General features: G+C 53.7%; 19 protein-coding genes and 2 pseudogenes. 16 read left to right on the top strand and 5 right to left on the bottom strand.

Annotated features, from left to right (window positions below; all coding sequences use genetic code 11):
- Positions 1–32: 32 nt before the first annotated feature.
- The 7 genes and pseudogenes from OVA10_RS22965 (at position 33) to OVA10_RS22935 (ending at position 9,768) form a co-directional block, all read left to right on the top strand.
- A complete protein-coding gene (locus OVA10_RS22965) occupies positions 33–455 on the top strand; it encodes a putative zinc ribbon protein (protein ID WP_268196946.1) in 423 nt (140 codons plus the stop codon).
- On the top strand, positions 443–859 hold the full coding sequence (locus tag OVA10_RS22960; protein ID WP_268196945.1) for a putative zinc ribbon protein: 417 nt from the start codon (positions 443–445) through the stop codon (positions 857–859). Before OVA10_RS22965 ends, OVA10_RS22960 begins: the two co-directional genes overlap by 13 nt.
- A gap of 322 nt (positions 860–1,181) precedes the next feature.
- A pseudogene (locus OVA10_RS22955) lies at positions 1,182–1,647 on the top strand (transposase); the annotation flags it as partial.
- Between the two features lie 228 nt (positions 1,648–1,875).
- Positions 1,876–3,903, top strand: coding sequence for a type I restriction-modification system subunit M (locus tag OVA10_RS22950; protein WP_268196944.1), 2,028 nt, complete (start codon positions 1,876–1,878; stop codon positions 3,901–3,903).
- Entirely contained in the window at positions 3,900–5,237 is a 1,338-nt protein-coding gene (locus OVA10_RS22945; RefSeq protein ID WP_268196943.1) for a restriction endonuclease subunit S, read from the top strand. The genes OVA10_RS22950 and OVA10_RS22945 overlap by 4 nt, the downstream gene beginning before the upstream one ends.
- Positions 5,238–8,495, top strand: a complete 3,258-nt coding sequence (locus OVA10_RS22940) for a type I restriction endonuclease subunit R (protein WP_268196942.1) — start codon at positions 5,238–5,240, stop codon at positions 8,493–8,495.
- A 4-nt stretch (positions 8,496–8,499) separates the two neighbouring features.
- Positions 8,500–9,768 (top strand): ISL3 family transposase, encoded by a 1,269-nt coding sequence (locus OVA10_RS22935; RefSeq protein WP_268196941.1) that lies wholly within the window; start codon positions 8,500–8,502, stop codon positions 9,766–9,768.
- Between the two features lie 180 nt (positions 9,769–9,948).
- Here OVA10_RS22935 and OVA10_RS22930 read toward each other — a convergent pair whose 3' ends face one another.
- The gene (locus OVA10_RS22930; protein WP_268196940.1) at positions 9,949–10,740 is read right to left on the bottom strand and encodes a tetratricopeptide repeat protein; all 792 of its coding nucleotides are present in this window, start codon (positions 10,738–10,740) and stop codon (positions 9,949–9,951) included.
- A gap of 1,228 nt (positions 10,741–11,968) precedes the next feature.
- Here OVA10_RS22930 and OVA10_RS22925 point away from each other — a divergent pair.
- Positions 11,969–12,583 carry a DUF2913 family protein gene (locus tag OVA10_RS22925; protein WP_268196939.1) on the top strand — a complete coding sequence of 205 codons (615 nt, stop codon included), beginning with the start codon at positions 11,969–11,971 and terminating at the stop codon, positions 12,581–12,583.
- Between the two features lie 361 nt (positions 12,584–12,944).
- Here OVA10_RS22925 and OVA10_RS22920 read toward each other — a convergent pair whose 3' ends face one another.
- From OVA10_RS22920 to OVA10_RS22905, 4 genes are read right to left on the bottom strand one after another with little or no spacing between them, the layout of a single operon-like run.
- Complete coding sequence (locus OVA10_RS22920; RefSeq protein ID WP_268196938.1) at positions 12,945–13,349, bottom strand: cytochrome b/b6 domain-containing protein; 405 nt, start codon at positions 13,347–13,349, stop codon at positions 12,945–12,947.
- A 15-nt stretch (positions 13,350–13,364) separates the two neighbouring features.
- Positions 13,365–13,523, bottom strand: coding sequence for a hypothetical protein (locus tag OVA10_RS22915; RefSeq protein WP_268196937.1), 159 nt, complete (start codon positions 13,521–13,523; stop codon positions 13,365–13,367).
- Positions 13,524–13,583: 60 nt separating this feature from the next.
- On the bottom strand, positions 13,584–13,826 hold the full coding sequence (locus tag OVA10_RS22910; protein WP_268196936.1) for a TraR/DksA C4-type zinc finger protein: 243 nt from the start codon (positions 13,824–13,826) through the stop codon (positions 13,584–13,586).
- On the bottom strand, positions 13,819–14,040 hold the full coding sequence (locus tag OVA10_RS22905; RefSeq protein ID WP_268196935.1) for an ANR family transcriptional regulator: 222 nt from the start codon (positions 14,038–14,040) through the stop codon (positions 13,819–13,821). The genes OVA10_RS22910 and OVA10_RS22905 overlap by 8 nt, the downstream gene beginning before the upstream one ends.
- 497 nt (positions 14,041–14,537) lie before the next feature.
- On the opposite strand from OVA10_RS22905, the gene OVA10_RS22900 reads away from it, so the two are divergent.
- The 8 genes and pseudogenes from OVA10_RS22900 to OVA10_RS22865 all read left to right on the top strand — a co-directional run.
- A complete protein-coding gene (locus OVA10_RS22900; RefSeq protein ID WP_268196934.1) occupies positions 14,538–15,284 on the top strand; it encodes an SDR family NAD(P)-dependent oxidoreductase in 747 nt (248 codons plus the stop codon).
- A gap of 317 nt (positions 15,285–15,601) precedes the next feature.
- Positions 15,602–16,093: a type VI secretion system contractile sheath small subunit gene (gene tssB, locus OVA10_RS22895; RefSeq protein WP_268196933.1), complete on the top strand. Its 492-nt coding sequence runs from the start codon at positions 15,602–15,604 to the stop codon at positions 16,091–16,093.
- A 34-nt stretch (positions 16,094–16,127) separates the two neighbouring features.
- Positions 16,128–17,675, top strand: a complete 1,548-nt coding sequence (tssC, locus tag OVA10_RS22890) for a type VI secretion system contractile sheath large subunit (protein ID WP_268196932.1) — start codon at positions 16,128–16,130, stop codon at positions 17,673–17,675.
- A gap of 13 nt (positions 17,676–17,688) precedes the next feature.
- On the top strand, positions 17,689–19,038 hold the full coding sequence (tssK, locus tag OVA10_RS22885; protein ID WP_268196931.1) for a type VI secretion system baseplate subunit TssK: 1,350 nt from the start codon (positions 17,689–17,691) through the stop codon (positions 19,036–19,038).
- A complete protein-coding gene (tssL, locus tag OVA10_RS22880) occupies positions 19,035–19,724 on the top strand; it encodes a type VI secretion system protein TssL, short form (RefSeq protein WP_268196930.1) in 690 nt (229 codons plus the stop codon). Before tssK ends, tssL begins: the two co-directional genes overlap by 4 nt.
- Positions 19,724–21,403 carry an OmpA family protein gene (locus OVA10_RS22875; protein ID WP_268196929.1) on the top strand — a complete coding sequence of 560 codons (1,680 nt, stop codon included), beginning with the start codon at positions 19,724–19,726 and terminating at the stop codon, positions 21,401–21,403. The genes tssL and OVA10_RS22875 overlap by 1 nt, the downstream gene beginning before the upstream one ends.
- A gap of 3 nt (positions 21,404–21,406) precedes the next feature.
- Positions 21,407–21,898: an Hcp family type VI secretion system effector gene (locus OVA10_RS22870; RefSeq protein ID WP_268196928.1), complete on the top strand. Its 492-nt coding sequence runs from the start codon at positions 21,407–21,409 to the stop codon at positions 21,896–21,898.
- Between the two features lie 165 nt (positions 21,899–22,063).
- Positions 22,064–22,293: pseudogene (locus OVA10_RS22865) on the top strand (Clp protease N-terminal domain-containing protein); the annotation flags it as partial.

Raw genomic sequence — 22,293 nt, 5'->3', positions numbered from 1 at the left:
CTGCGTGTCGTATGGCGGTAAGGAGAACCACGATGTATGCCAAATCTTTCATGGCCCTTGACGGTCATGGTCGTCTCACCGGAGCCAGAACGGCACAACGGTATCCGTATGACCGCTACACCTGCCACCTGTGCGGCAGTACGCTGCGTTACCATCCTGAATACAACACTGAGCGACCGTGGTTTGAACACCGGTCCGACATGCTGACAGATAACGGGGATCGGCATTGTCCGTATGTCAGACCTGAGCCTGAGGAGGCCCGTCTTACCCGGCAACTTAAATATTATGTACCCCGTGCCCGCCCGCGGGTTTATCAGTATGACTGGCACTGCAGTGGCTGCGACAGTCATTACCATGGCGAGCGCTACTGCCTGAGCTGCCGGACCGGTGAGTTCAGCAGGACGCTCTCTGATGCTGAAATCCGGATTGCAGAGGTAACGGCATGCGCCTGCTGAAATGTTACCTGGCAAATGACCGTGAAGGTCACTTTGTGACGGCCGGTGAGGCCATGAGCGCACAGGAGCAGATATGGAGCTGTGCTTCCTGTGGATGTCGTCTGGTACTGCATGCCGGCACTTTCAGCGACCCGGCGTGGTTTGAACACGATACGCTGGCCGTGGCCCGGGATGTGCTGATGAACTGCGCTCATCTCGACCCGGAAGTGAAAGCGGAGGCCCGGCACAGGAAGCTGCGCAATATGCTCAACGGACTGGATGCAACGGTAATGACGCTGTCCTGGTACTGCGTGTGGTGCGGGGACGATTACCAGGGGCTGAAGCACTGTTACCGGTGCCAGACCGGTATCTACAGCATCGAAGAAGTGAACTGGCAGAGAAACTACTGCTGCAGTATCAGGTAATCCCCATCCTTATGAACCCGATACCGCCGCAGAGGGGGCGCCCTGATTTAATCCAGAGAGCGTTTGCATTGTGAATCAATCGTATATCCGGGCGTCTGATGCCGTCAGCACGCGTGCGTTTCTGCAGCGGGCCGTTGACCATGACCCGGAACTGGTGGCACTCAGCGTTACGCCGGGATTGCCGCACCGCGAGAGAATGGCCGATTACCGATCATTGATTCTGCGTTTACATACCGAAGTCTGGCTGCAAATTGGTGAATCAATCGAACGTTTAGGTGACTGGCGGATCTTATCGCCAGAGATGCTTCCGCATCGGATCCCCCTGGCAAAGCAAAAGTTTAAAATCACCAACGGGTCAGCTTACAACAATGCGCTCAGGCAGCATGGTTCGATTACGGTCTGGCTTGATGAATCAGCTATTGCTGCATGAACTGACAGCTCACAGCCTGAAGGTTGTAGCTGACCTCTCCACTGCAACGATATGGCGATCAGCCGGGTTATGATGATGAAGCGCGTGTTCAACCTGCCGCTCCAGGCATTAGCTTCATTGACCCGATTTTTACCTGATGGTTCTGCCGCTGCTCTGACTACGCTCAGGTCAGCAAACGGGCAAAGCGCGTCAACATCTGCATAAAGGCGCCAGCCCGGGGAAAATCTCGCATCTGGTTACCGATGCTACTGGCCTGAAGGTCTTCGGCGAAGAGGAATGGAAAGTCAGGCCACATGGGGCTGCCAGGCGCAGAGTATGGCGCAAACGTCATCTGGCCGAAGACGGTGCGACGGATGAGACGAGACTGGCTCCGAAGAGGCAGTTCGTTTTTTGTGCGCTGGCTAAAATCATCACAGTTTCGCGCCATTTTATCTCATCATCTTTACTTATTTAGGCTATTTGCATTCTGAGGTAAGATCGCAAATTTAGCCAAGAATTGAAATTCACCCCCTTTTGTGCAAAATCTGGTTGACATTCGCAGATTGACTACAGTACCGTTCTGTGCAAAAGGTGGTTGGAGTCCAGAATGAACGAATTTACGGGATCGGCAGCTTCACAGGCTGACTTTATTTGGAAGAATGCGGAAGACCTTTGGGGGGACTTCAAGCATACGGACTTTGGCAAGATCATTTTGCCTTTTACCTTGCTGCGCCGCCTGGAGTGTGCGCTGGAGCCGACCCGCGAGGCGGTGAGAGAAGCGCATGACGCTTTCAAGGATGCCGATGTTGAGCTGGATACTATTCTGCGCTCAACAGCTGAATATCCCTTCTACAACACCTCTGAATACTCCCTCGGCACCCTGGGTAGCACCAAGACGCGCCGCAATCTGGAAGACTACATCGCCCTGTTTTCGGATAACGCCCGCGCTATCTTCGAGGAGTTTGAGTTTGGCAATACGGTGATCCGGCTGGAGAAAGCGGGCTTGCTGTACAAGATTTGCCAGAACTTCGCCAAGATCGACCTGCACCCGGACGTGGTTCCGGATCGGGTGATGAGTAACATCTACGAACACCTAATTCGCCGCTTTGGTGCCGAGGTCAATGAAGGGGCCGAGGACTTCATGACGCCGCGCGACATCGTTCACCTGGCGACCGCTTTGCTACTTGACCCGGATGATGCCCTGTTTGAGGCCTGCCCCGGTTTGATTCGTACTCTGTATGACCCGACCTGTGGCACGGGTGGCTTCCTCACCGATGCCATGAACCATGTGGGCGACTACGGTAACCGCGACAAGATCCCGCCAGTGCTGGTGCCGCACGGGCAGGAGTTGGAGCCGGAAACCCATGCGGTTTGTGTGGCCGGTATGCTGATCCGCCGTTTGGAGTCCGACCCTGGCCGAGATCTGTCGAAGAACATTCGCCAGGGCAGCACGCTGTCCAACGACCAGTTTGCCGGTGAGCGTTTCCACTACTGCCTGTCCAATCCGCCTTTCGGCAAGAAATGGGAGAAGGACAAAACCGCCGTCGAAGCGGAACACAAAAAAGGCGAGCTGGGCCGGTTTGGTCCGGGCCTGCCGAAAATTAGCGATGGCTCCATGCTGTTTTTGATGCACCTGGCGAGCAAGCTAGAACTGCCGATCAACGGCGGTGGCCGCGCTGCTATCGTGTTGTCGGGTTCGCCACTGTTTAACGGCGGTGCCGCGTCTGGAGAATCGGAAATACGCCGTTGGTTGCTGGAAGACGACCTGATTGAAGCCATTGTAGCTCTGCCAACGGATCTGTTCTTCCGCACCAATATCGCCACCTACCTGTGGATTCTGTCCAACAAGAAGCCGCAGGAGCGCAAAGGCAAGGTGCAGTTGATCAACGCCACCGGCCTGTGGACTGCAATCCGCAACGAGGGCAACAAGCGCCGTATTGTCAGTGATGAGCAGCGCCGCCAGATTCTGGACATCTACGCCTCAGGCGAAACCGGTGCACTTTCCCGGATGCTGGACTACCGTACCTTTGGCTACCGCCGTATCAAGGTCCTGCGCCCGCTGCGCATGACCCTGGAGCTGGATAAGGTGGGCATGGAGCGGCTGGAAGCCGAAGCTGCCTGGGAAAAGCTCTCTGACGCGCATCAGACATTCTGGCGCGAAGCCCTCAAGCCGTTGATCGGGCAAACGCAGCCCTATAGCTGGGCAGAAACCTTTGTTAGGAACTCGATCAAGTCCGACGAAGCCAAGCAACTCAAGGTCAAATCCAGCAAAACATTGATCATCGCGCTGATCAACGCCTTTGGTCACAAAGACCCGAAAGCCGAGCCAGTCACGGATTCCAACGGCGAGCTGGTGCCAGACACAGATTTAACTGATTACGAGAACGTCCCCTATCTGGAGGACATCGACGACTACTTTGCTCGCGAAGTGCTTCCTCATGTGCCGGATGCCTGGATGGATGAGAGCTTTACCGATGCCAGGGATGGTCAATTGGGCCGCGTTGGCTACGAGATCAACTTCAACCGCTTCTTCTACCAGTACCAGCCGTCGCGCAAGCTGCAAGATATTGATGAAGACCTGAAGCAAGTAGAAGCCGAGATTGCCGCGCTACTGGCGGAGGTGGCCAGCGAATGAGCCAGTACAGAGCATATCCCGCGTATAAGGATTCCGGTATTGAGTGGATTGGGCAGGTGCCGGAGCATTGGGAGGTGAAGCCGTTCAAATACATCCTTTCTGCTCCTATGTCCTATGGAGCTAATGAGTCTGCGGAAAGTGATGACCCAAATCATCCAAGGTATATCCGTATTACTGACCTGACAGAGAACGGCACCTTAAGGGAGGATACATTTAAGACGCTGCCATGGGATAAAGCTTATAGTTATTTACTGTCTGACGGCGACATATTGCTCGCAAGAAGCGGTGCGACAGTAGGGAAAAGCTTTCTATACAGAGAGACTAATGGTGCTGCGTGCTTTGCAGGATACTTGATAAAAGCTAGCTGTGACGAAGAAAAGGCTCTTCCAAAGTATATTTACGCTTACCTTCAGTCTCACTCTTATTGGGAATATATTAGCGGAAGCAATATACAGTCCACAATACAGAATGTTAGCGCTGAAAAATACAGCTCTATGGTACTGCCTGTTCCTCAACGAGAAGAACAAGCCACCATCGCGGCCACCCTCGACCGCGAAACCGCCCGTATTGATACGCTTGTCGAGAAGAAAACCCGCTTTATCGAGCTACTGAAGGAAAAGCGCCAGGCGCTGATTACCCATGCGGTCACCAAGGGGCTAGACCCCAACGTGAAGATGAAGGATTCTGGCGTTGAGTGGATTGGGCAGGTGCCGGAGCACTGGGAGGCGACAAAACTAAAGCATGTTGCTGCATTCTCTGGTGGTGGTACGCCATCAAAAGAAAATCCAGACTATTGGAACGGCTGCATCCCTTGGGTCTCTCCAAAGGATATGAAACATGAGGTGATTACCGATTCTATAGATCATATAACTACCAAAGGACTGGAAAATAGTGCCACGAAACTGATTGACTCGGGAGCGGTGTTGCTGGTTGCTCGATCAGGTATTCTTCGTCACACGATACCGGTTGGGATCAATAATGTTCCTGTTAGCTTAAATCAGGACATGAAAGCATTGAGCCTTGATGAAACTAGGGTTAGACCCCGGTTTATACTTCGGTGGGTACAGGGTCTTAACCGCTCGTTGCTTGGGATATGGGCAAAAGAAGGAGCTACTGTTGAAAGCTTAGAGCATGAATATGTAGCGAACACTCGTCTACCTCTTCCAGATCTGAAGGAGCAAGATGCCATTCTAGCCACCCTCGACCTTGAAACCGCCCGCATTGATGCTCTGATTAGCAAGGCGGAACAAAGTATCACCCTGCTCAAAGAACGCCGCGCCGCCTTTATCACCGCCGCTGTCACCGGCCAGATTGATTTGCGAGGAAAACAATAAATGCAATCAGCAGCACATCAGGAAAAACACTTCCAGCAATACATCATCGACCGGTTGGTAGATCAGGGCTGGAAGCTGGGTGATTCCAAGTTCTACGACACCGAACGAGCGGTGTACCCCGAAGACCTGGAAAGCTGGATTAAAACCAGCGGCCAGCAGGAAAAATGGGACAAGCTGGAACGGCTCAACGGGGCCAAAACCCTTGAAGTGCTGATGGATCGCCTGGATAAAGCACTGGAGAAACAAGGCACCATGCAGGTGTTGCGCCAGGGTTTTTCCATTGCCGGTTGCGGCCTGATCGAGATGACCGAGGCTGCACCGGAAGACAAGCGCAATGCAGCAGTCATTGAGCGTTACCAGGCCAATATCCTGCGCGTGGTGCCGGAGCTGAAGTATCACCCGGCCCGTGAATTTGCCATTGATCTGGTGCTGTTTATCAACGGTCTGCCGGTGGCAACCGTCGAACTGAAGACCGACTTCACCCAGTCCTGCGAAGCGGCCATGGATCAGTACCGCAATGATCGCCTGCCGTATGACGCCAGGACCAAACGCTGGGAGCCATTGCTGACCTTCAAGCGCGGGGCGGTGGTGCATTTCGCCATGTCCGACTCTGAAATCATGATGGCGACCAGGCTGGATGGAGAAAACACCTTTTTCCTGCCGTTCAATAAGGGGCGCAAGGACGAAAGCGGCACGGTACATGCGGGTAACCCGCCAGGTGAGATTAAGACCGATGGTACCCAGGAATACCCGGTAGCCTACTTCTGGGAGGCGGTCTGCCAGCCGGATGCCTGGCTGCGGATTTTCCATAGCTTTGTCTACGTCGAGAAAAAGGACGTGGTGGATATTCAGGGCAACTGGTCGAAGAAAGAAACCCTGATTTTCCCGCGCTTTCACCAATGGACGGCAGTGAACCAGATGCTGGCCGATGCTCGCGAAAATGGCGCAGGCATGACCTACCTGTGTGACCACAGCGCAGGTTCCGGCAAGACCAGCACCATTTCCTGGACGGCCCATGACTTGGTGAAACTGCGCGAAGATAACGGCGACGCGATATTTAACAGCGTGATCATTGTCACCGACCGTAATGTGCTGGACGGCCAGCTTCAGGACGCGGTGAAGCAGATTGACCATCAGTTTGGGGTGATCGCCGCCATTGACCGGCAGAAGTCATCCAAGTCCAAGAGCAAGCAGCTCTCGGATGCCTTGTTGTCTGGCACGCCGATTGTGGTGGTCACGATCCAGACCTTCCCCTACGCGATGGAAGCCATCATCACTGACAAGGCCCTGAAAGGGAAAAACTTTGCTGTAATCATTGATGAGGCGCATAACTCGCAGACAGGCTCTACCGCCGCTAAGCTGCAAGCCGCGCTGGGGATGAGCGGACAAGGCAAGATGTCCACCATGACGGTGGATGAACTGCTGGAGCAACTGCAAAAGTCCCGCGCCCGCCCGGACAATATCAGCTACTTCGCCTTTACCGGCACGCCCAAGCACTCCACTTTGATGCTGTTCGGGCGCCCAACAGATCCAAGCCAACCGGCCTCGGACGATAACCCGCCACAAGCCTTCCACCTGTACACCATGCGCCAGGCCATCGAGGAGAAATTCATTCTCGATGTGTTGAACGGCTATGTGCCCTACAAAACGGCCTTCAACCTTTCCAAGCAGCTTGAAGACAGCAAGCGGGTAAGCAGCAAGGCCGCCAAACGCGCCCTGGCACAGTGGATGTCATTGCACCCCACCAATGTGACCCAGAAGGTACAGTTTATCGTTGAGCACTTCACCAAGAACGTCGCCCACCGGCTGGATGGCAAGGCCAAGGCGATGGTCGTGACCAGCTCCCGTGCCGCTGCCATTCGCTACAAGAAGGCGTTTGACCGCTATATCGAGCAGCACAGCGAGTACGGCTTTATTCATTCACTGGTGGCCTTCTCCGGCAAGATGACCGGTAAGCAGGTGATGCACCAGGATGACAGAGAGTTCAAGGATGATGTGTTTATCGTCGATGAGAACGAGGAGTTCACCGAGCAGAGCATGAACCTGGATGTCCACGGTCAGGATTTGCGCTTTGCCTTTGACCGCCCGGAATACCGGGTGATGTTGGTGGCCGACAAGTTCCAGACTGGCTTTGACCAGCCCAAACTGGTCGCCATGTATGTGGACAAGAAAATCGCCAACCATGTGGAGATTGTGCAGACCTTCGCCCGTCTGAACCGGATGGCACCTGGGAAAGATGAGGTCTTTATCATCGACTTCGTGAACGATCCGGAGAACGTGCGCAAGGCCTTTGCCACCTATGACAAGGGCGCTCACATCGGCGAAGTGCAAGACCTCAATGTGGTCTACGAGATTAAGGAGCGACTGGACGAGCACGGCCTGTACGACGAGAAGGACTTGGCCGCGTTCAAAGAAGCCCGCTTCAAGACCATACGTGACATCACCCATACTAAATCGCCACAGCACAAGGCGCTGTATGCCGCTACAGCTGGAGCGACGGCCTTGTATAACGACAAGATGAAAATGTTGCGAGATGGCATGGCAACGTGGGAAGCAGCGTTTGAGAAGGCCCGCGCCAGGGGTGATGAGGCGGGCATGAAGTCTGCCGATCACCACCAGGATGAGTATGCCGAGCAAATCAAGGCACTGATGGGCTTCAAGTCGGACCTGGGGCGCTTCTGCCGTACCTATTCCTATATCGCTCAACTGATTGATTTTGGCGATCCGGAGTTGGAGAACTTTGCCGCTTTCGCCAAGCTGCTGCAAAAGCGCCTTCAGCACGAAGCACCGGAAACCGTGGACTTGACAGGCCTGGTGCTTACTGGCTTTGACATCAATGCTCGACCCGATGACGCAGAAGACGAAGGCAAAACCTCGGTATTACAACCAGCAGGTGCAGGCGGTGGTGGCGCGGCAGGCGACAAGCCGAAATTCGTCAAAGAGATTATCGAGAGGCTCAACAGCCTGTTTGGTGAGGCGACGCCGATCCAGGATCAGGTGGCTTTCGTTAATCAGATTTCAGCAATTACCGGTGAAAGCGATGTCGTCATGGCTCAGGTGGAAAGCAACACCCGTGAGCAGGCTATGAAAGGCAACCTCCCCGGGGCTGTGCAGCAAGCGGTTGTTCGTGCTTTGTCCAGTCATCAGAAGCTGGCAACCCAGGTGCTCAAGTCTGACCGTCAGGGCATGACCGCATTGGTTGATATGGTGTATGACCTGCTGCGCGAAGGCAAAGACATCGATCTGGGTATGGATTAAGCCGATGATTGACCTGCTGAATTTACCAGGCATCAAGCCGGTCGATATGCGCCACGAAGGCAAGTGCCTTGTGATAGTTGCTGAGCCGGTAACGGTCGAGGTGCCGTTATGTGGGGACTGCAACATCCCTATGCACAGACACGGTACGCGCAAAAACAAGTTCATGGACACGCCGTTGTACATGGAGCCCGTCCGCCTTGAAGTTCAGCGCCCGCGCTTTCGCTGTGAGTCGTGCGGAAAAATGTCCATGCCGGAGTTGAGTTTTCTGGATGACAAACGCCGAGCCACCAAACGGCTGGTCGATGTTATTCGGCAACAGTGCCTGGGAACCACCTTCCATGCTTTAGCCGAGCAAACCGGTGTGGCGGTGAACACCGTCAAGAACATCGCTCACGATCTCATTGAGGAACTCTCCCAAACCGTTCGTTACGAAACCCCGGTCATCATGGGTATTGACGAAGTGAACCTGGCCGGAGAGTATCGCTGTGTAATCACCAATCTGGCAACCAACAACGTCTTTGATATGTTGGAGCATCGTACTCAAGAGCATTTGAAGCCCTTCTTCAAGGATTTGCCGGATGCTGACAAGGTGGAATGGGTCTGTACGGATATGTGGCGACCCTTCAAGCGTTCCTTTGCTCAGTATCTGCCCAACGCCAAACTGGTGATCGACAAGTTCCATGTCGTCAAGATGGCCTCTGAAGCCTTGGAAGCGGAGCGCAAGAACTATCAGGCACAGTTAAGCAAAGAAGATCGCATTTACGTCAAAAAATCGATTCGCTGGCTCACCCTGAAGCGACCCGGCAACCTGACGCCCGCAGAGCAAAAGGCGCTGGAGGTTGTAAAACAGGCGATCCCAGAATTTGCCATGGCCTATGGCTTCAAGGAAGCCTTCTTCTGCATCTACGACGAACCCGACAAGCAGAGCGCTCAGAACGCCTTTGAGGCTTGGGAGAACAGCCTGCCGCCTTATGGCATGGAGCCTTTCAAAAAACTGGTGAAAACGGTACACAACCATTACGACGACATCTTTGCCTACTGGGATGCGCCGTTCTCAATCACCAATGGGTATACCGAAGGGCTCAACGGCTTGATCAAGATGTCCAACAGGTTAGGTCGGGGTTATAGCTATGAGATCATCCATGCAAAGACGTTGTACTCCAAAGAAGCCCGCAAGGTTGGCAGTGGTATTCGAGCAGGACGAGGCAAGGTCGAGTATGGACCGCACATTCCGACATTGTTGAAGCTGGCAGAAGGTGGAGAGTTGGATTAACGCGAGATAGGGCGCGTCTGAGAATCCAACCAATGTTAGATTTTCGCAGGGTGGTGAAAAACAGAAAAATCCAACCAGAAGCAGCTTTTTGTCCGACTAAGAATCAAGGGTTAGAATGGATGAATTCCAACCCTGGAATGCAAATAGCCCTTATTTACTATGCCGTCTCAGAGGTTCGTTTTATTCCTTTGCAGAAAGCTTTTTACGCAGAGTCGTTGCCCGACGCTGCACGCCCACTTTAGGATTCATTGCAAGTGCCTGTTCATAGGCTTCCAGAGCATCAGATAACTGTCCGAGCAATTCAAACGATTCACCCCTGACCCTGTGTGCTAACGCTCCCCAGTCATATCTTTCCAGAGCACCCTGCGCAAGAGCTGCATCAGCGACGCTCCGGGCTTTCCTGGCGCTTTCATCTGTAGGATCTGTCTTAAGCAATTCCTGCGCGGCCATAATCTTCGTGGTGTAATCACCTTTGTCCAGCCTGGCTACCTGTAGTGATTCAGCATCAAGGAATTCACCTGTGGCGGAATAACGGAAGTATCCGAGGTTCCGAAGATTGACGCGTAGATGGCCTAACTCTCCGTCAGCGTTTGTATCGAATAAATAGCCATCGGCCCATGCCCCGATGGGACGAACAGTAAAGATTCGCTTACCCTTCTTAAGGTCGAGAACCTCAAGAATGTTACTGTCTTTATTGTCAGCATTTGCTGTCTGGACGGCTGCGTATCGGCCACATGGGGACAAACCAATATTAAAGATATTGGCGCGGTAGTGCCGACGGTAGATTTCGTCACCGCTGGTGTTGATAGCGATGACATCCCCGCGAAGTGCGCAACCGAAACCACAATCGTGGACTATGTAACTACCAGAATCAGAAACAGCGGCATCGACAGGGCGTGCAAAACATTTTAGCTCATGCACAATCCTGTCCGACGCATAATCAACCAGAATGACACGGCCATTGCCCTTCATCCTGTGGCCTCCATGTCTGTCACCATCCGAATCATCGCAGCCTGTTACCCCAGCGCTTATCCGGTGAAATGTTTGCGTGACCGCAGAAGTATGGGTGATCCACGGTAAGCCATTTGCCCTCCAGTTTCGTGTTACGTTCATGCGCTGATGAAGGTTCAGATTCTCCCCTGACCGACTGACGTCTCAAAATACCACGTAGTTTCCCAATTAAATCCATCGTTCTGTTTCCTTTTAATCAAGCCTGGCAGCAATATAGATGTAAGCGCTACGGCAATGACGTCTGTCGACGCCTCTTTGATCCGCCGATGACAGAATTGGCATCCCCACGCCAGCGGGTAACCTACGCCATGCTGTTCAGACTCGACCTGATTCAGCGCTCACTACAACCCTGTGCCGGCGCATTTCTGCTTGTCGTCCCTGAGCTGATGGTACTGGGCGATACGACAAGATACCGAGTTATAAATTTTTCAGTGAAAAGTCAACGTTAAGAAATAATCAGTCACACACGTTTTGTGTGAAATTATACAATAAGAAAAATAAAAAAAGCCGCACGTGGCGGCAACTCGAAAAACAGTACAGACAAACAAGAGATAGTGTGGATATACAACAAACGCTTCATTGTTTCATATCGGGTGAAGCTGGCAAGTTACTTTTAGTGATAATTTTACATATCAACATAATCATCATTATTTTTTAAGCTATGTCGGCGGGTTGGCTATATTTCCGCATTTTTTGCACACTGGGGTTTTGACGAATATTGTAACTTATCGCCTCTCAACCGAAATGGCGTTACGGCGAGTGAAAATCAAGGCATCTTTGAGTCAGGCGGTGGACGCCGTAGCGCCATCCCGGTTGCGGTGAATCCCCCTGTGCGGCGGGGCTGTTTAGTTGGTATTACCCGAACAAGCGTACCTGAGAGCGGATCTGTAGTGGCTAAATACAGATTCACCTGGAGGCACCAAGCACCGCAATTTATTCGATTTATATACCTGTCGTTACCGGTGTGCAGAGTGCAGTGATGTTTAATGAGCGTTTCAGCACATTTGCATTTATATCACTCAGTCTCTGGTTTCCGGGGAGCTGGCATCTGAGTGTATTTTAATTCACCGGTACCTTTTTCACTGACGGGGTTAACACGCGTCAAGTCGGTCGCCTTATTCAGTACTCGTGCGGTAATTTCAGAAAAACACTCTTTCATCTTTTATCCCTCCGTTTATACTCCGGCACCATGAAACAGAACAACACATTTACTGCAGAAGAAACCCTGGCCGCGCTGGGGCATCTGGCCTGGTGTGCGCTTGTGGCCCTCAGGCTTGCACAGCTAGACGGTCAGGCGCTGTCCCCGCTGATGGCACATACCTTCCTGATGCGCTGGCTCGGGACAGCTCAGCGGCAGAAGCGCTTTTCCCGCGCCATCGCCGATGAAATTGAGGACCTGCTGCGGTGCGGGCGACAGAAGGGGGCGGGCGCGCAGCTTCAGCAGCGGCTGGAGGGCGTGCTTGCCGCCAGTAATGGTCCGGTGCAGGCGCAGTCTGAACTGCACCGCCTGACGTTCGCCATTGACAGGCTTAAATCGCAGGGCTGGGTAAATGCGGTGGTGACGGATAAGGAATGGCGGCGGGAGAGTCTTCATAGGGAGTATGCCGGGGAGCGGGCACTGCTGGTCCGCAAATCAGAGCTGGTGCGCCAGTTCTCGGACGCAGGCAGGCTGCTGGGGCCGGTCACGTTCATGACCACCGGTGAGCCGGATACGGTACGCGATACCCTGTCGGCATTTGCCCTGCTGTCTGAGGTCGCAGAGCCTGAGCGCATTATCCTTAAGCCGTCATCTGACGGTGCCTGAAGCGCTTTGTTGACCGTACCCGTGAGCGACCGGTAAACCGCAGGGCGTGCCTGGCCCGCAGCTGAGTGAACGCTGTGAAGAAGCGTGCAACAGTCTGAACTCTGATGGTTTTTTCGGAACGGGAGGTGTGGGCTGGCGGGGGAGCTTAACAGCACGGAAGCTCAACGGGAAAACCACCGGGCCGATGGGGTCGGGTTTCACGCGCGGCAGCTTTATGGCGTTAACCGTTAAGATAGTCCGGGAAAACATCTGCGTTTCACAAGGTGGCTGGCGGCGATGTACGCCGCCTCTGACAGGCTGACTGCTTAAAGACTGGCGCCGGCCCCCTGGTTCCGTGCGGGCGTGAGGTCTGAGCAGAATATCAGTCTGTGCCCGTGCGCTGCCGGACGTACCACAGCGTAAAATGAAGCAGCCCCATCGCACCGTGCGCGACAATGTAGACCTCAATCAGCCCGGTAAGCGTGACATGCCATTCGCGAAGGGCTGGTGCAAGGGGGGAGGCAAGGAGCCAGAGCATAAACCAGCCGGCACCGGAGAGCACAACAAGCGCCACTGCGCCGAGTCCCAGCCCCAGCACGGAGGCCGCAAGCCCTCGCGGAGAAGCCTCAGGCAGTCGGCGATTAATCAGTGTGCGAACATCCAGACGGATTTGTGCCGTATCCCCCCAGAGATAAGGAAAGTAATGCCGTAAACCGCGAAGCATTATGCAGTAAACAATCAGTATGGCGCTGAGTATGAGTAAAGCCAGCCCCGTGGTGATATGCACGAGGGTGAGAGGGCCTTACGGATTACCGTCAGCGGTAAAAGTAATACCGTTGCTGGTAATGACCTGGCTGAACACCAAAACGGCGATAATACCATGCAGACAACGTAATAAAACGGGCTGGATGAGCGACAGAAAATGCCAGAAATTTCGCGGGGTATTGCGGGTCGTGTACATGGTGTCTCCTTCCTGAGTGGAGTGGCGGCGTTCTTTTCGCCGGTTTATGTTGCTTACGGGTCAGTCTGCGTCGTTATCAGCAACGCGGACGGAGCCGACTTTCTGATAAAACTCCCTGCGCTCCTGGCATTCCACGCAGGTACTGACGCCGGGAAGCAGCTGGCGACGGCGTTCAGGTATGCTGATGCCACAAATCCGGCACTCTTCAGTGCCAGAAGAGGCAAGCTGCGCGCGAATGGAGGTTAAACCCTGCGCGATGAGCTGTTCTTCAGCGCCCTGCGCCTCATCTGCAATATCAGCCATGACGGTATTCTCCCCCGGTTTTTTCAGGTGATGAGCCACGAACACAGCGCTGTTCGCAGTATGCCTTTCGTGCCTGAGCCCACTCCAGATTAACCCTGAACCGCGCTGCTGTTGATGCATCCTGCCAGGACAGCGCGGCATCGTCATAATTCCCTTCTCGTTCCGCATTGACCGCCTGTTCTGCCAGGCGGCTGAATTCACTGTATGGCTTCATTGCTGGTTCCTTGTCCTGTGCCTGTGATCCTTTGCCGATACTCTGCCGGTATATTCCCGCGACAGCGAAAATGACGTTGAGTTAATCCATCCTGCATGCAGTACATTGCCCGCTGAAACAGCAATATCAAATTAAATAAAAATAACAATATTTATTTTTGGTTTTTATTTATATCAAGATAAACATATTTGCCATTTTAAATAGTGTGGGTGGTTATTTTTTTGTGTGATTTTACACATCGAAGGGGCGGGTTATTTTTGGCTGGTATCCATTTACATCGCATTATAAATTGTGCAAACTTAACCTGATGGCGTTACGGCGGGAGCGAGTGAAAATCCAAAGCATCTTTGTGTCGGGCTGTGAAAGCTGTAACGCCATCCCTTATTCCAGTTTATGCAGGGCCTCTGACATTCAGAAGCAATCAGCGCAACTGACTATTGCTGACAGTAAGGATATATTTTTATGTCTTTTGATATAATTTAACTGAAAGGGACGTCATGTCTGAGATTTGTATTGTAACCGGTGGCTCCAGTGGTATAGGCAAAGCAACCGCGCTCCTTGCCCTGTCACGTGGCTATCGTGTTTACAATTTTGATTTATTTGCGCCAGAGTCTGAACCGCCAGAGTCTTGCGGAATATTTGTCAAATGTGATGTAACAAATCGCAATGACGTGGACGAGGCTGTCAGTTCCGTCTTTGCCCGGGAGAGCAGAATTGATGCATTAGTGGTAAGCGCTGGTGTGCATTTTTCTGCAAATATAGAGCAAACGACAGAAGATGATTTTAACAGAATTATGGATGTCAACGCCAAAGGCACCTACTTCCTGTTAAGGTCTGTGATCCCTTTTATGAAAGAAAAACGGAAAGGCAGCATCGTCATTGTATCCTCCGATCAGGCTATTATCGGCAAGCCAGACAGCTTTGCTTACAATTCATCAAAGGCGGCAATAGCCTCAATGGCAAGGACTGTTGCTCTGGATTATGCACAGTCTGGTATTCGCTGTAATGCGGTATGTCCCGGGACGATAGACACGCCCCTCTATCGAAATGCTGTCCAGCGTTATGCCTTAAAAAATGGACTGGATCCTGAGCAGGTTCACAGGGATGAAGCTCAGGCGCAGCCATTAGGCAGAATAGGGACCCCTGAGGATGTCGCATATTTTATTGATTTTTTAATGAGTGAAGCTTCATCGTTTATAACCGGCGCATTACTTCCGGTCGATGGCGGCTATACGGCCCGATAAAAAGGAAATAAGGAAAATGAAGCATAATCACCTTCTCAATTAAATTCTGAAACCTGTAATTTTTCTAGTATGCCTGAATTAAAAAACGACGTTAAATACCCGTAAGTCAGGTAAGGGGCTCTGCGGACCCCGGAGCAATACTGCTCTGTACGAAGCGGGGAAGGATAAACCTGCATCAGGGCAGGCGGTGTCGCTGTCAAAAACATGAGGCACAGGTTTGCGCGAATTGCGTATTTCTGGGTGATGTAGTTTCAGTTCAGCCCTTTTCCGGTGTCTGACTGAGGCAAGGTAAATAAAAAACAAACGGAGGACAGGCAATGAGCTATCAGTCAGAAATACCGAAGTCCCGGGTCAACATAAAGCTCGATCTGCATACGGGAACAGCTAAAAATAAGGTTGAACTCCCCCTGAAGCTGCTGGTTGCCGGTGATTTCAGCAACGGTGCAGAACAGCGTCCCCTTTCTGAACGCCAGAAGGTCAACATTAATAAAAATAACATGAACAGCGTGCTGGCGGAATTCTCGCCCTCAGTCAGCATGGCGGTGGAGAATACCCTGGCCGGCGACGGCAGCGAAGATGCGATTACGCTCGCCTTTCGCGACATGAAGGATTTTGAACCGGAACAGGTTGCCCGTCAAATTCCCCAGCTCAAAGCCATGCTTGCCATGCGCAACCTGCTCCGCGACCTGAAGGCCAATCTGATGGACAACACCGCCTTTCGCCGCGAGCTGGAAAAAATCCTCCTCGACCCGTCACTGAGCGCTGAACTGCGCGGTGAACTCTCCGCCCTGGCACCGAAACAGCCATAACGCCCGCAGCACGTAACGGATTAACAAAGAGAAGATGCTCATGTCTGTACAGAATGAAAAGAATACCGGTGGCGAAACCGTTGTCCTGGACCGTCCTTCCGCCGGCGGGGTGTATGCCTCCCTGTTTGAAAAAATCAGCCTGAACCCGGTGTCTGAGCTCAGCGCGCTGGATATCTGGCAGGACGCGCAGGCGATGTCGGAGGCGACCGCGAATGAACGCCTGACGGCCGGTATGCAGGTGTTTCTGGAGTGCCTGACGAAAGCGGGCTCAAAAGTGGAGAAGCTCGACCGCAACCTCATCGACCACCACATCGCGGAGCTGGACTACCAGATTAGCCGCCAGCTGGATGCGGTGATGCACCACCCGGACTTCCAGGCTGTTGAAAGCCTGTGGCGCGGGGTGCAGTCCCTGGTGGATAAAACCGATTTTCGCCAGAACGTGAAGGTTGAGCTGCTGGATATGTCCAAAGACGACCTGCGTCAGGACTTTGAGGACGCGCCGGAGATTATCCAGAGCGGGCTCTATCAGCACACGTACGTTTCAGAGTACGATTCTCCGGGGGGAGAGCCGGTTGCGGCCCTGATTTCCGCGTACGAGTTTGACGCCTCCGCGCAGGACGTAGCCCTGCTGCGCAACATCTCGAAGGTTGCCGCCGCCGCGCATATGCCGTTTATCGGCTCGGCCGGCCCGGCGTTCTTCCTGAAGGATTCGATGGAAGAGGTGGCGGCGATTAAGGACATCGGTAACTACTTTGACCGCGCGGAATACATCAAATGGAAATCCTTCCGTGAAACCGACGATGCCCGCTATATCGGCCTGGTGATGCCGCGCGTGCTGGGGCGCCTGCCGTATGGCCCGGACACCGTCCCGGTACGCAGCTTTAACTACGTGGAAGAAGTTAAAGGTCCTGACCACGAAAAGTATCTGTGGACTAACGCCTCGTTTGCCTTTGCCGCCAATATGGTGAAGAGCTTTATCAGCAACGGCTGGTGCGTGCAAATCCGCGGCCCGCAGGCCGGCGGCGCCGTCCAGGATCTGCCAATCCATCTGTACGATCTGGGTACCGGCAATCAGGTGAAAATTCCGTCAGAGGTGATGATACCGGAAACCCGCGAGTTTGAGTTTGCGAACCTGGGCTTCATCCCGCTGAGCTACTACAAGAACCGCGACTACGCCTGCTTCTTCTCCGCCAACTCTACTCAGAAACCGGCCCTGTACGACACGGCTGATGCGACCGCCAACAGCCGCATCAACGCCCGTCTGCCGTACATCTTCCTGCTGTCGCGCATTGCACACTACCTGAAGGTTATCCAGCGTGAAAACATCGGCACCACCAAGGACCGCCGTCTGCTGGAGCTTGAGCTCAATACCTGGGTGCGCAGTCTGGTGACCGAGATGACCGACCCGGGCGACGAACTGCAGGCCTCTCACCCGCTGCGTGATGCGAAAGTGGTGGTGGAAGACATCGAGGATAATCCGGGCTTCTTCCGCGTGAAGCTGTACGCCGTGCCACACTTCCAGGTGGAAGGCATGGACGTCAGCCTGTCGCTGGTATCCCAGATGCCGAAAGCAAAAGCATAGGGCAGGAGCAGGGATGAAAATTTATCGTCCACTGTGGAACGAGGGGGCTTTACTGTCCCCTCAGCAGTTCCAGCAGCAGGCTGAATGGGAGTCTTTTCGAAGTCGCGGTGTATCTGCACTGGCATCCCCGTTCCCCTGGGGTGTGGAAAAAGTTGAGTTTAATGACAGCCTTCTTTCGTCTGGTCTGATCCAGATTACGCAGTTACGCCTCTGGCTGGAAGACGGATCGCTGATTGACGCACAAAAGAGCGATCTGCCTCCGGCACCACGTGAGTTAGATGCCAGCCAGCTGACAGGTCTCGATTCTCTAACCGTTGTCATCGCACTGCCTCACATGCAGCCGGGTGTTGCCAACGTAGAACAGGAAGGCATTACCGCAGACCGGCCGCTTCGTTATCGTGAAGAATGGGTGACGTTGCAGGATGCCTTCGGGTCTGAAGAAGAATCCATGGCCGTTGCCCGGTATAATTTCACCATCCGGTTTGCCCATGAAAGCAATGATTCCTGGAAAGTTTGCCCTGTGGCCAGACTGATCCGTGATGGACAAAATGCGTGGCGACAGGATCCGTCTTTTATTCCTCCAGTGGCATCTTTTGCGGCAAGTCCGGTCCTTCGCGAACGTCTGGTGCTGCTCAATCGCCAGCTTCGCTCCCGACGCCAGCGACTGATGACCATGCGTCGTGAAAGTAACGAAAGACTCGCCGATTTTGCCGTAGCCGATGTATCCCTTTTCTGGTTGCTGAATGCGCTGAATTCCCACGCCAGAGTGCTGACGGAATACGAACGCTTTCCTTCCCGTCCGCCAGAGCAGGTGTGGGCGGAGCTCGCTCGTCTGGCTGGCAGTATGCTGACTTTTTCCCTGGACCATGATCCTGACGCCATACCGGGCTATGACCACGAGCAACCGGCCAATACATTTCCTCCGCTGTTTGACCTGATAACAGGTCTGCTGGAAGCCAGTCTGCCATCCCGGGTCATTGCTCTGGAAATGTCCCGACCGGACGGACAGACCTGGAAGGCCAGCCTCCACGATATCCGCCTGCGTGAAGAGGCCGACCTTTATCTCTCTGTACGCTCGGATATCCCGGCCTGGCAGGTTGCCGAAAAATTCCCTGCACTCTGTCAGGCGGGCTCGCCTGATGACGTCAACGAGATCTATGGTGCTGCACTCAAAGGTATCCCTTTGATCCCGGTGAGCAGGGTTCCGGCAGCGTTGCCTGTTCGTATGGAAAACCAGTACTTCGCACTTGATATGGAAAGTCCCGCTGCGCATGAAATGCAGGAGCAGGGCGTGTGTATGTTCTATGTACCGGAGTTGCTTGGTGCTCTTGAACTTGAACTGTTCGCGGTATTGCGCTCATGAGACAGGATATCGATATCGACCAGCTGATGACGGAGACCTGGCTCACCGTCACCATGCTGAAGAAAGGCGCCGTCACTCTCAACGGCAACGCGCTTTACGACAAGTCCGTTAAGCAGGTTGAAAGTGTACGGGAAGCACTGGAGCGTGCTGGTTATGACGACGCCAGTGTTGAGCATATTTCCTACGCACAATGTGCCCTGCTGGACGAAACGGTGATGAGCCGTAAGTCTGAAAAAAGCGAGGAAGGAGAGGTGCCGAAAGCAGATGAAGGCCAGGTGGCCTGGCGTAAAGCGCCGCTTCAGGCCCGTTTTTTTGGCTCACTTCGGGCAGGTGAAGCGCTATGGGATCGCATTGCAGAAGTTCTGCGTCAGCCCTCACCAGACCCGGCCGTTTTAACCTGCTATCACCGGGTGATAGCGCTGGGCTTTCAGGGGCTATACAGCCTGAACGCGGTCAGCCAGTCGGAGCGTGATGAGGTAATGAAAACCCTTTCTGAACGTGTTTCTCCGCCTGATGCTGGCCTGTCTTTGGTTGTTCACAGGATGGGTAAACATCGCTGGAGTCTGATGCGCTCAGTCTGGTTCTGGATAGCGCTCGCCGTGATTCTTACGGGCGTTACCTGGTGGGGGGGCCATCTCTGGCTCCAGGCACTCTTGTCTGCACAAATACCGGAGCTGCATGGCTAATGCGTAGATCAGTCATCATTCCGGTAGTCCTGCACGCCCTGGCAGCCGTTGCCACGTTGTTATGGTTGCTGTGGTATTTCATCCCGACAGGCAACGTTTTTAACGGTCTGTCCACGCTGCTGATCCTCGTTCTGGCAGGCTGGACTGTTTTTAAAAACTGTCGGAGCGAAGAGCCCACATCTGACGTTACCCTCCTGGCCGCTGAACTGCCTTTACCCGACGCCCAGGGGCCCGTTGTACTGGTGTGTGGTGATATGCTGGACGCGTTATTTCAGGGGAGTCCTCTGCGTAAAACAGCCCAGGGATGGTGGCTGCGGGCGGGTGACGTCAACCAGTTAACTGACGTTGTCCGCAGTATCCAGACGCAGTTCCCGCGCCAGGTTGGGCAGCTTTCGGTGATGTACCGCTGCCTTCCAGACCATCATCAGGATGAAGCCGTTGTTCGTTCCGCACTGAAAACGCTTCGCCAGCAGTGTAAGCAGATTAAATCCCTGACGGGTTTCACACTACCGGTTGTGTTGAGTGCAGAATTTTCCGGGCCAGAAACGCCCTGGATAATCGTTCGGGGTGATAAGCCGATTGTCTGTCCGGTAAATGATTCGCCTCAGGCGTTCATTGACTGGCAGCAGGCGGAAGACAATATCCTGACACTGCCAGCCGTCAGCGAGGCATTTTCCTTTATCCGTCATACGCTGGCTGAAGAGCTGGAAAAGCCTGATCGGTTAACGCCTCCAGAACGAGCATTCTCTGTGGCAATGCGCCTCGGTACTGTCCTTCCCGGTACCGAGTCAGTCTGGGCCGACTGGCTATATACCCGCACATGTTTGCAGTTTTTCAGAAAAACCGGGCAGACAGCACCGGCAAGTTTGTTTCCGGATGCGGTTCTGCCACTTCTGGCACCTTTTGCATCAACTGTGCAGGGGGGCCAGCGTACCCGTCTCCTGATCCTGCTGATGTGGCTGTGTGCCCTGACCGCATTGGGTATTTCTGCGCTCAATAACCGTGACCTGATCCGTCAGGTGAGTACCGATTTACAGCGCTGGAATGCCATCCCGATGAACCACTATCGCCCTAAGGCAGAATCACTGGCCGCCCTGAAGCAGGATGCGCTCCTGCTTGAACGCTGGCAGAGCCAGGGTGAGCCTTTGCGTTACAGCCTGGGCTATTACCCAGGGCAACGCATGTGGCTGGCCCTGCAGCAGGCTATCGATACATGGACACCACCGCCAGCACCTGAATCAAAACCCGTGCCGAAAATTGTTCGTCTCGACAGCATGTCGCTGTTTGATTCCGGTAAGTCCGTGCTGAAACCGGGCTCGACCAGAATGCTGGTTAACTCGCTGGTCGGAATCAAAGCCAGACCAGGCTGGCTCATCGTGGTCAGCGGCCACACAGACAATACCGGTAGCGTTCAGCTCAACCAGACCCTGTCTTTACAACGCGCTGAGGCCGTCCGTAACTGGATGCGTGATACCGGGGACGTACCGGAAAGTTGCTTTGCCGTGCAGGGTTACGGTGACAGCCGACCGATTGCATCAAACGACACGCCTGATGGCCGTGCGCATAACCGGCGTGTCGAGATCAGTCTGGTACCGCAGGCTGATGCCTGTCGTCTGCCAGGCTCAAAACTTGCGTCACAGGATGTTCGTGACGTTTCAACTCAAGAAATGGAGAAGTAAAACATGGCAATCCCGGTTTATCTGTGGCTGAAAGACGATGGCGGCGCTGACATCAAGGGTTCTGTAGATGTGAAAGATCGCGAAGGAAGCATCGAAGTTGTTGCTCAGGAACACAACCTGTATATCCCGACCGATAACAACACCGGCAAACTGACCGGCACCCGCATTCACACGCCGTTCCTGTTTACCAAGGAAATCGATTCTTCCAGCCCGTATCTGTACAAAGCCGTGACCACCGGCCAGACGCTGAAGTCTGCTGAATTCAAGTGGTACAAAATCAACGACGCCGGCCAGGAAGTGGAGTATTTCAACACCAGACTGGAAAACGTGAAAGTGGTGAAAGTGAATCCTGAAATGTATGACATCAAGGATCCTTCTAAAGAGAAGCACAACCACCTTGAGCGCATTGAACTGCGTTACGAAAAAATCACCTGGACCTACAAGGACGGCAACATCATTCATTCCGATTCCTGGAGCGAACGCGCCACCGCGTAAGTCGCAAGCGGGCAGAGTTTGTCTGTCCGCTTTTCTTTTTGCTGAGCGTCTGCCGCTACGGGCGTTCAGCAAAAACATCATATCCCGGAACAGACCTTATGGGCCTCGGTAACGGCCAGGGGCGGTAGCGTGCCTGAATGGTCACTCAACAGTGAGCAAGCAAACATGGAAAAAACGGCAATCCTCCTTCGACGTCTTAATCCTTTCTGTGCCCGCGCAATGGAAGGGGCGGCTTCGCTCTGTCAGAGCCGGGCGCACGCCGAAATCTTGCCGGAGCACTGGCTGCTGAAGCTGCTGGAGCAGGGTGAGGGTGACCTTAGCGTTCTTGCGCACCGTTACGAGTGGGATATGGATACGTTGTGGCAGGATTTGCTCGGCTGGCTGGATAAACAGCC

Origin of the sequence: Lelliottia sp. SL45 (assembly GCF_026672535.1) — a bacterium.
In the GTDB taxonomy this organism is placed as follows: domain Bacteria; phylum Pseudomonadota; class Gammaproteobacteria; order Enterobacterales; family Enterobacteriaceae; genus Enterobacter; species Enterobacter nimipressuralis.
Note: the sequence above shows the minus strand (reverse complement) of the source record. Positions and strands in the feature narration are given on the sequence as shown.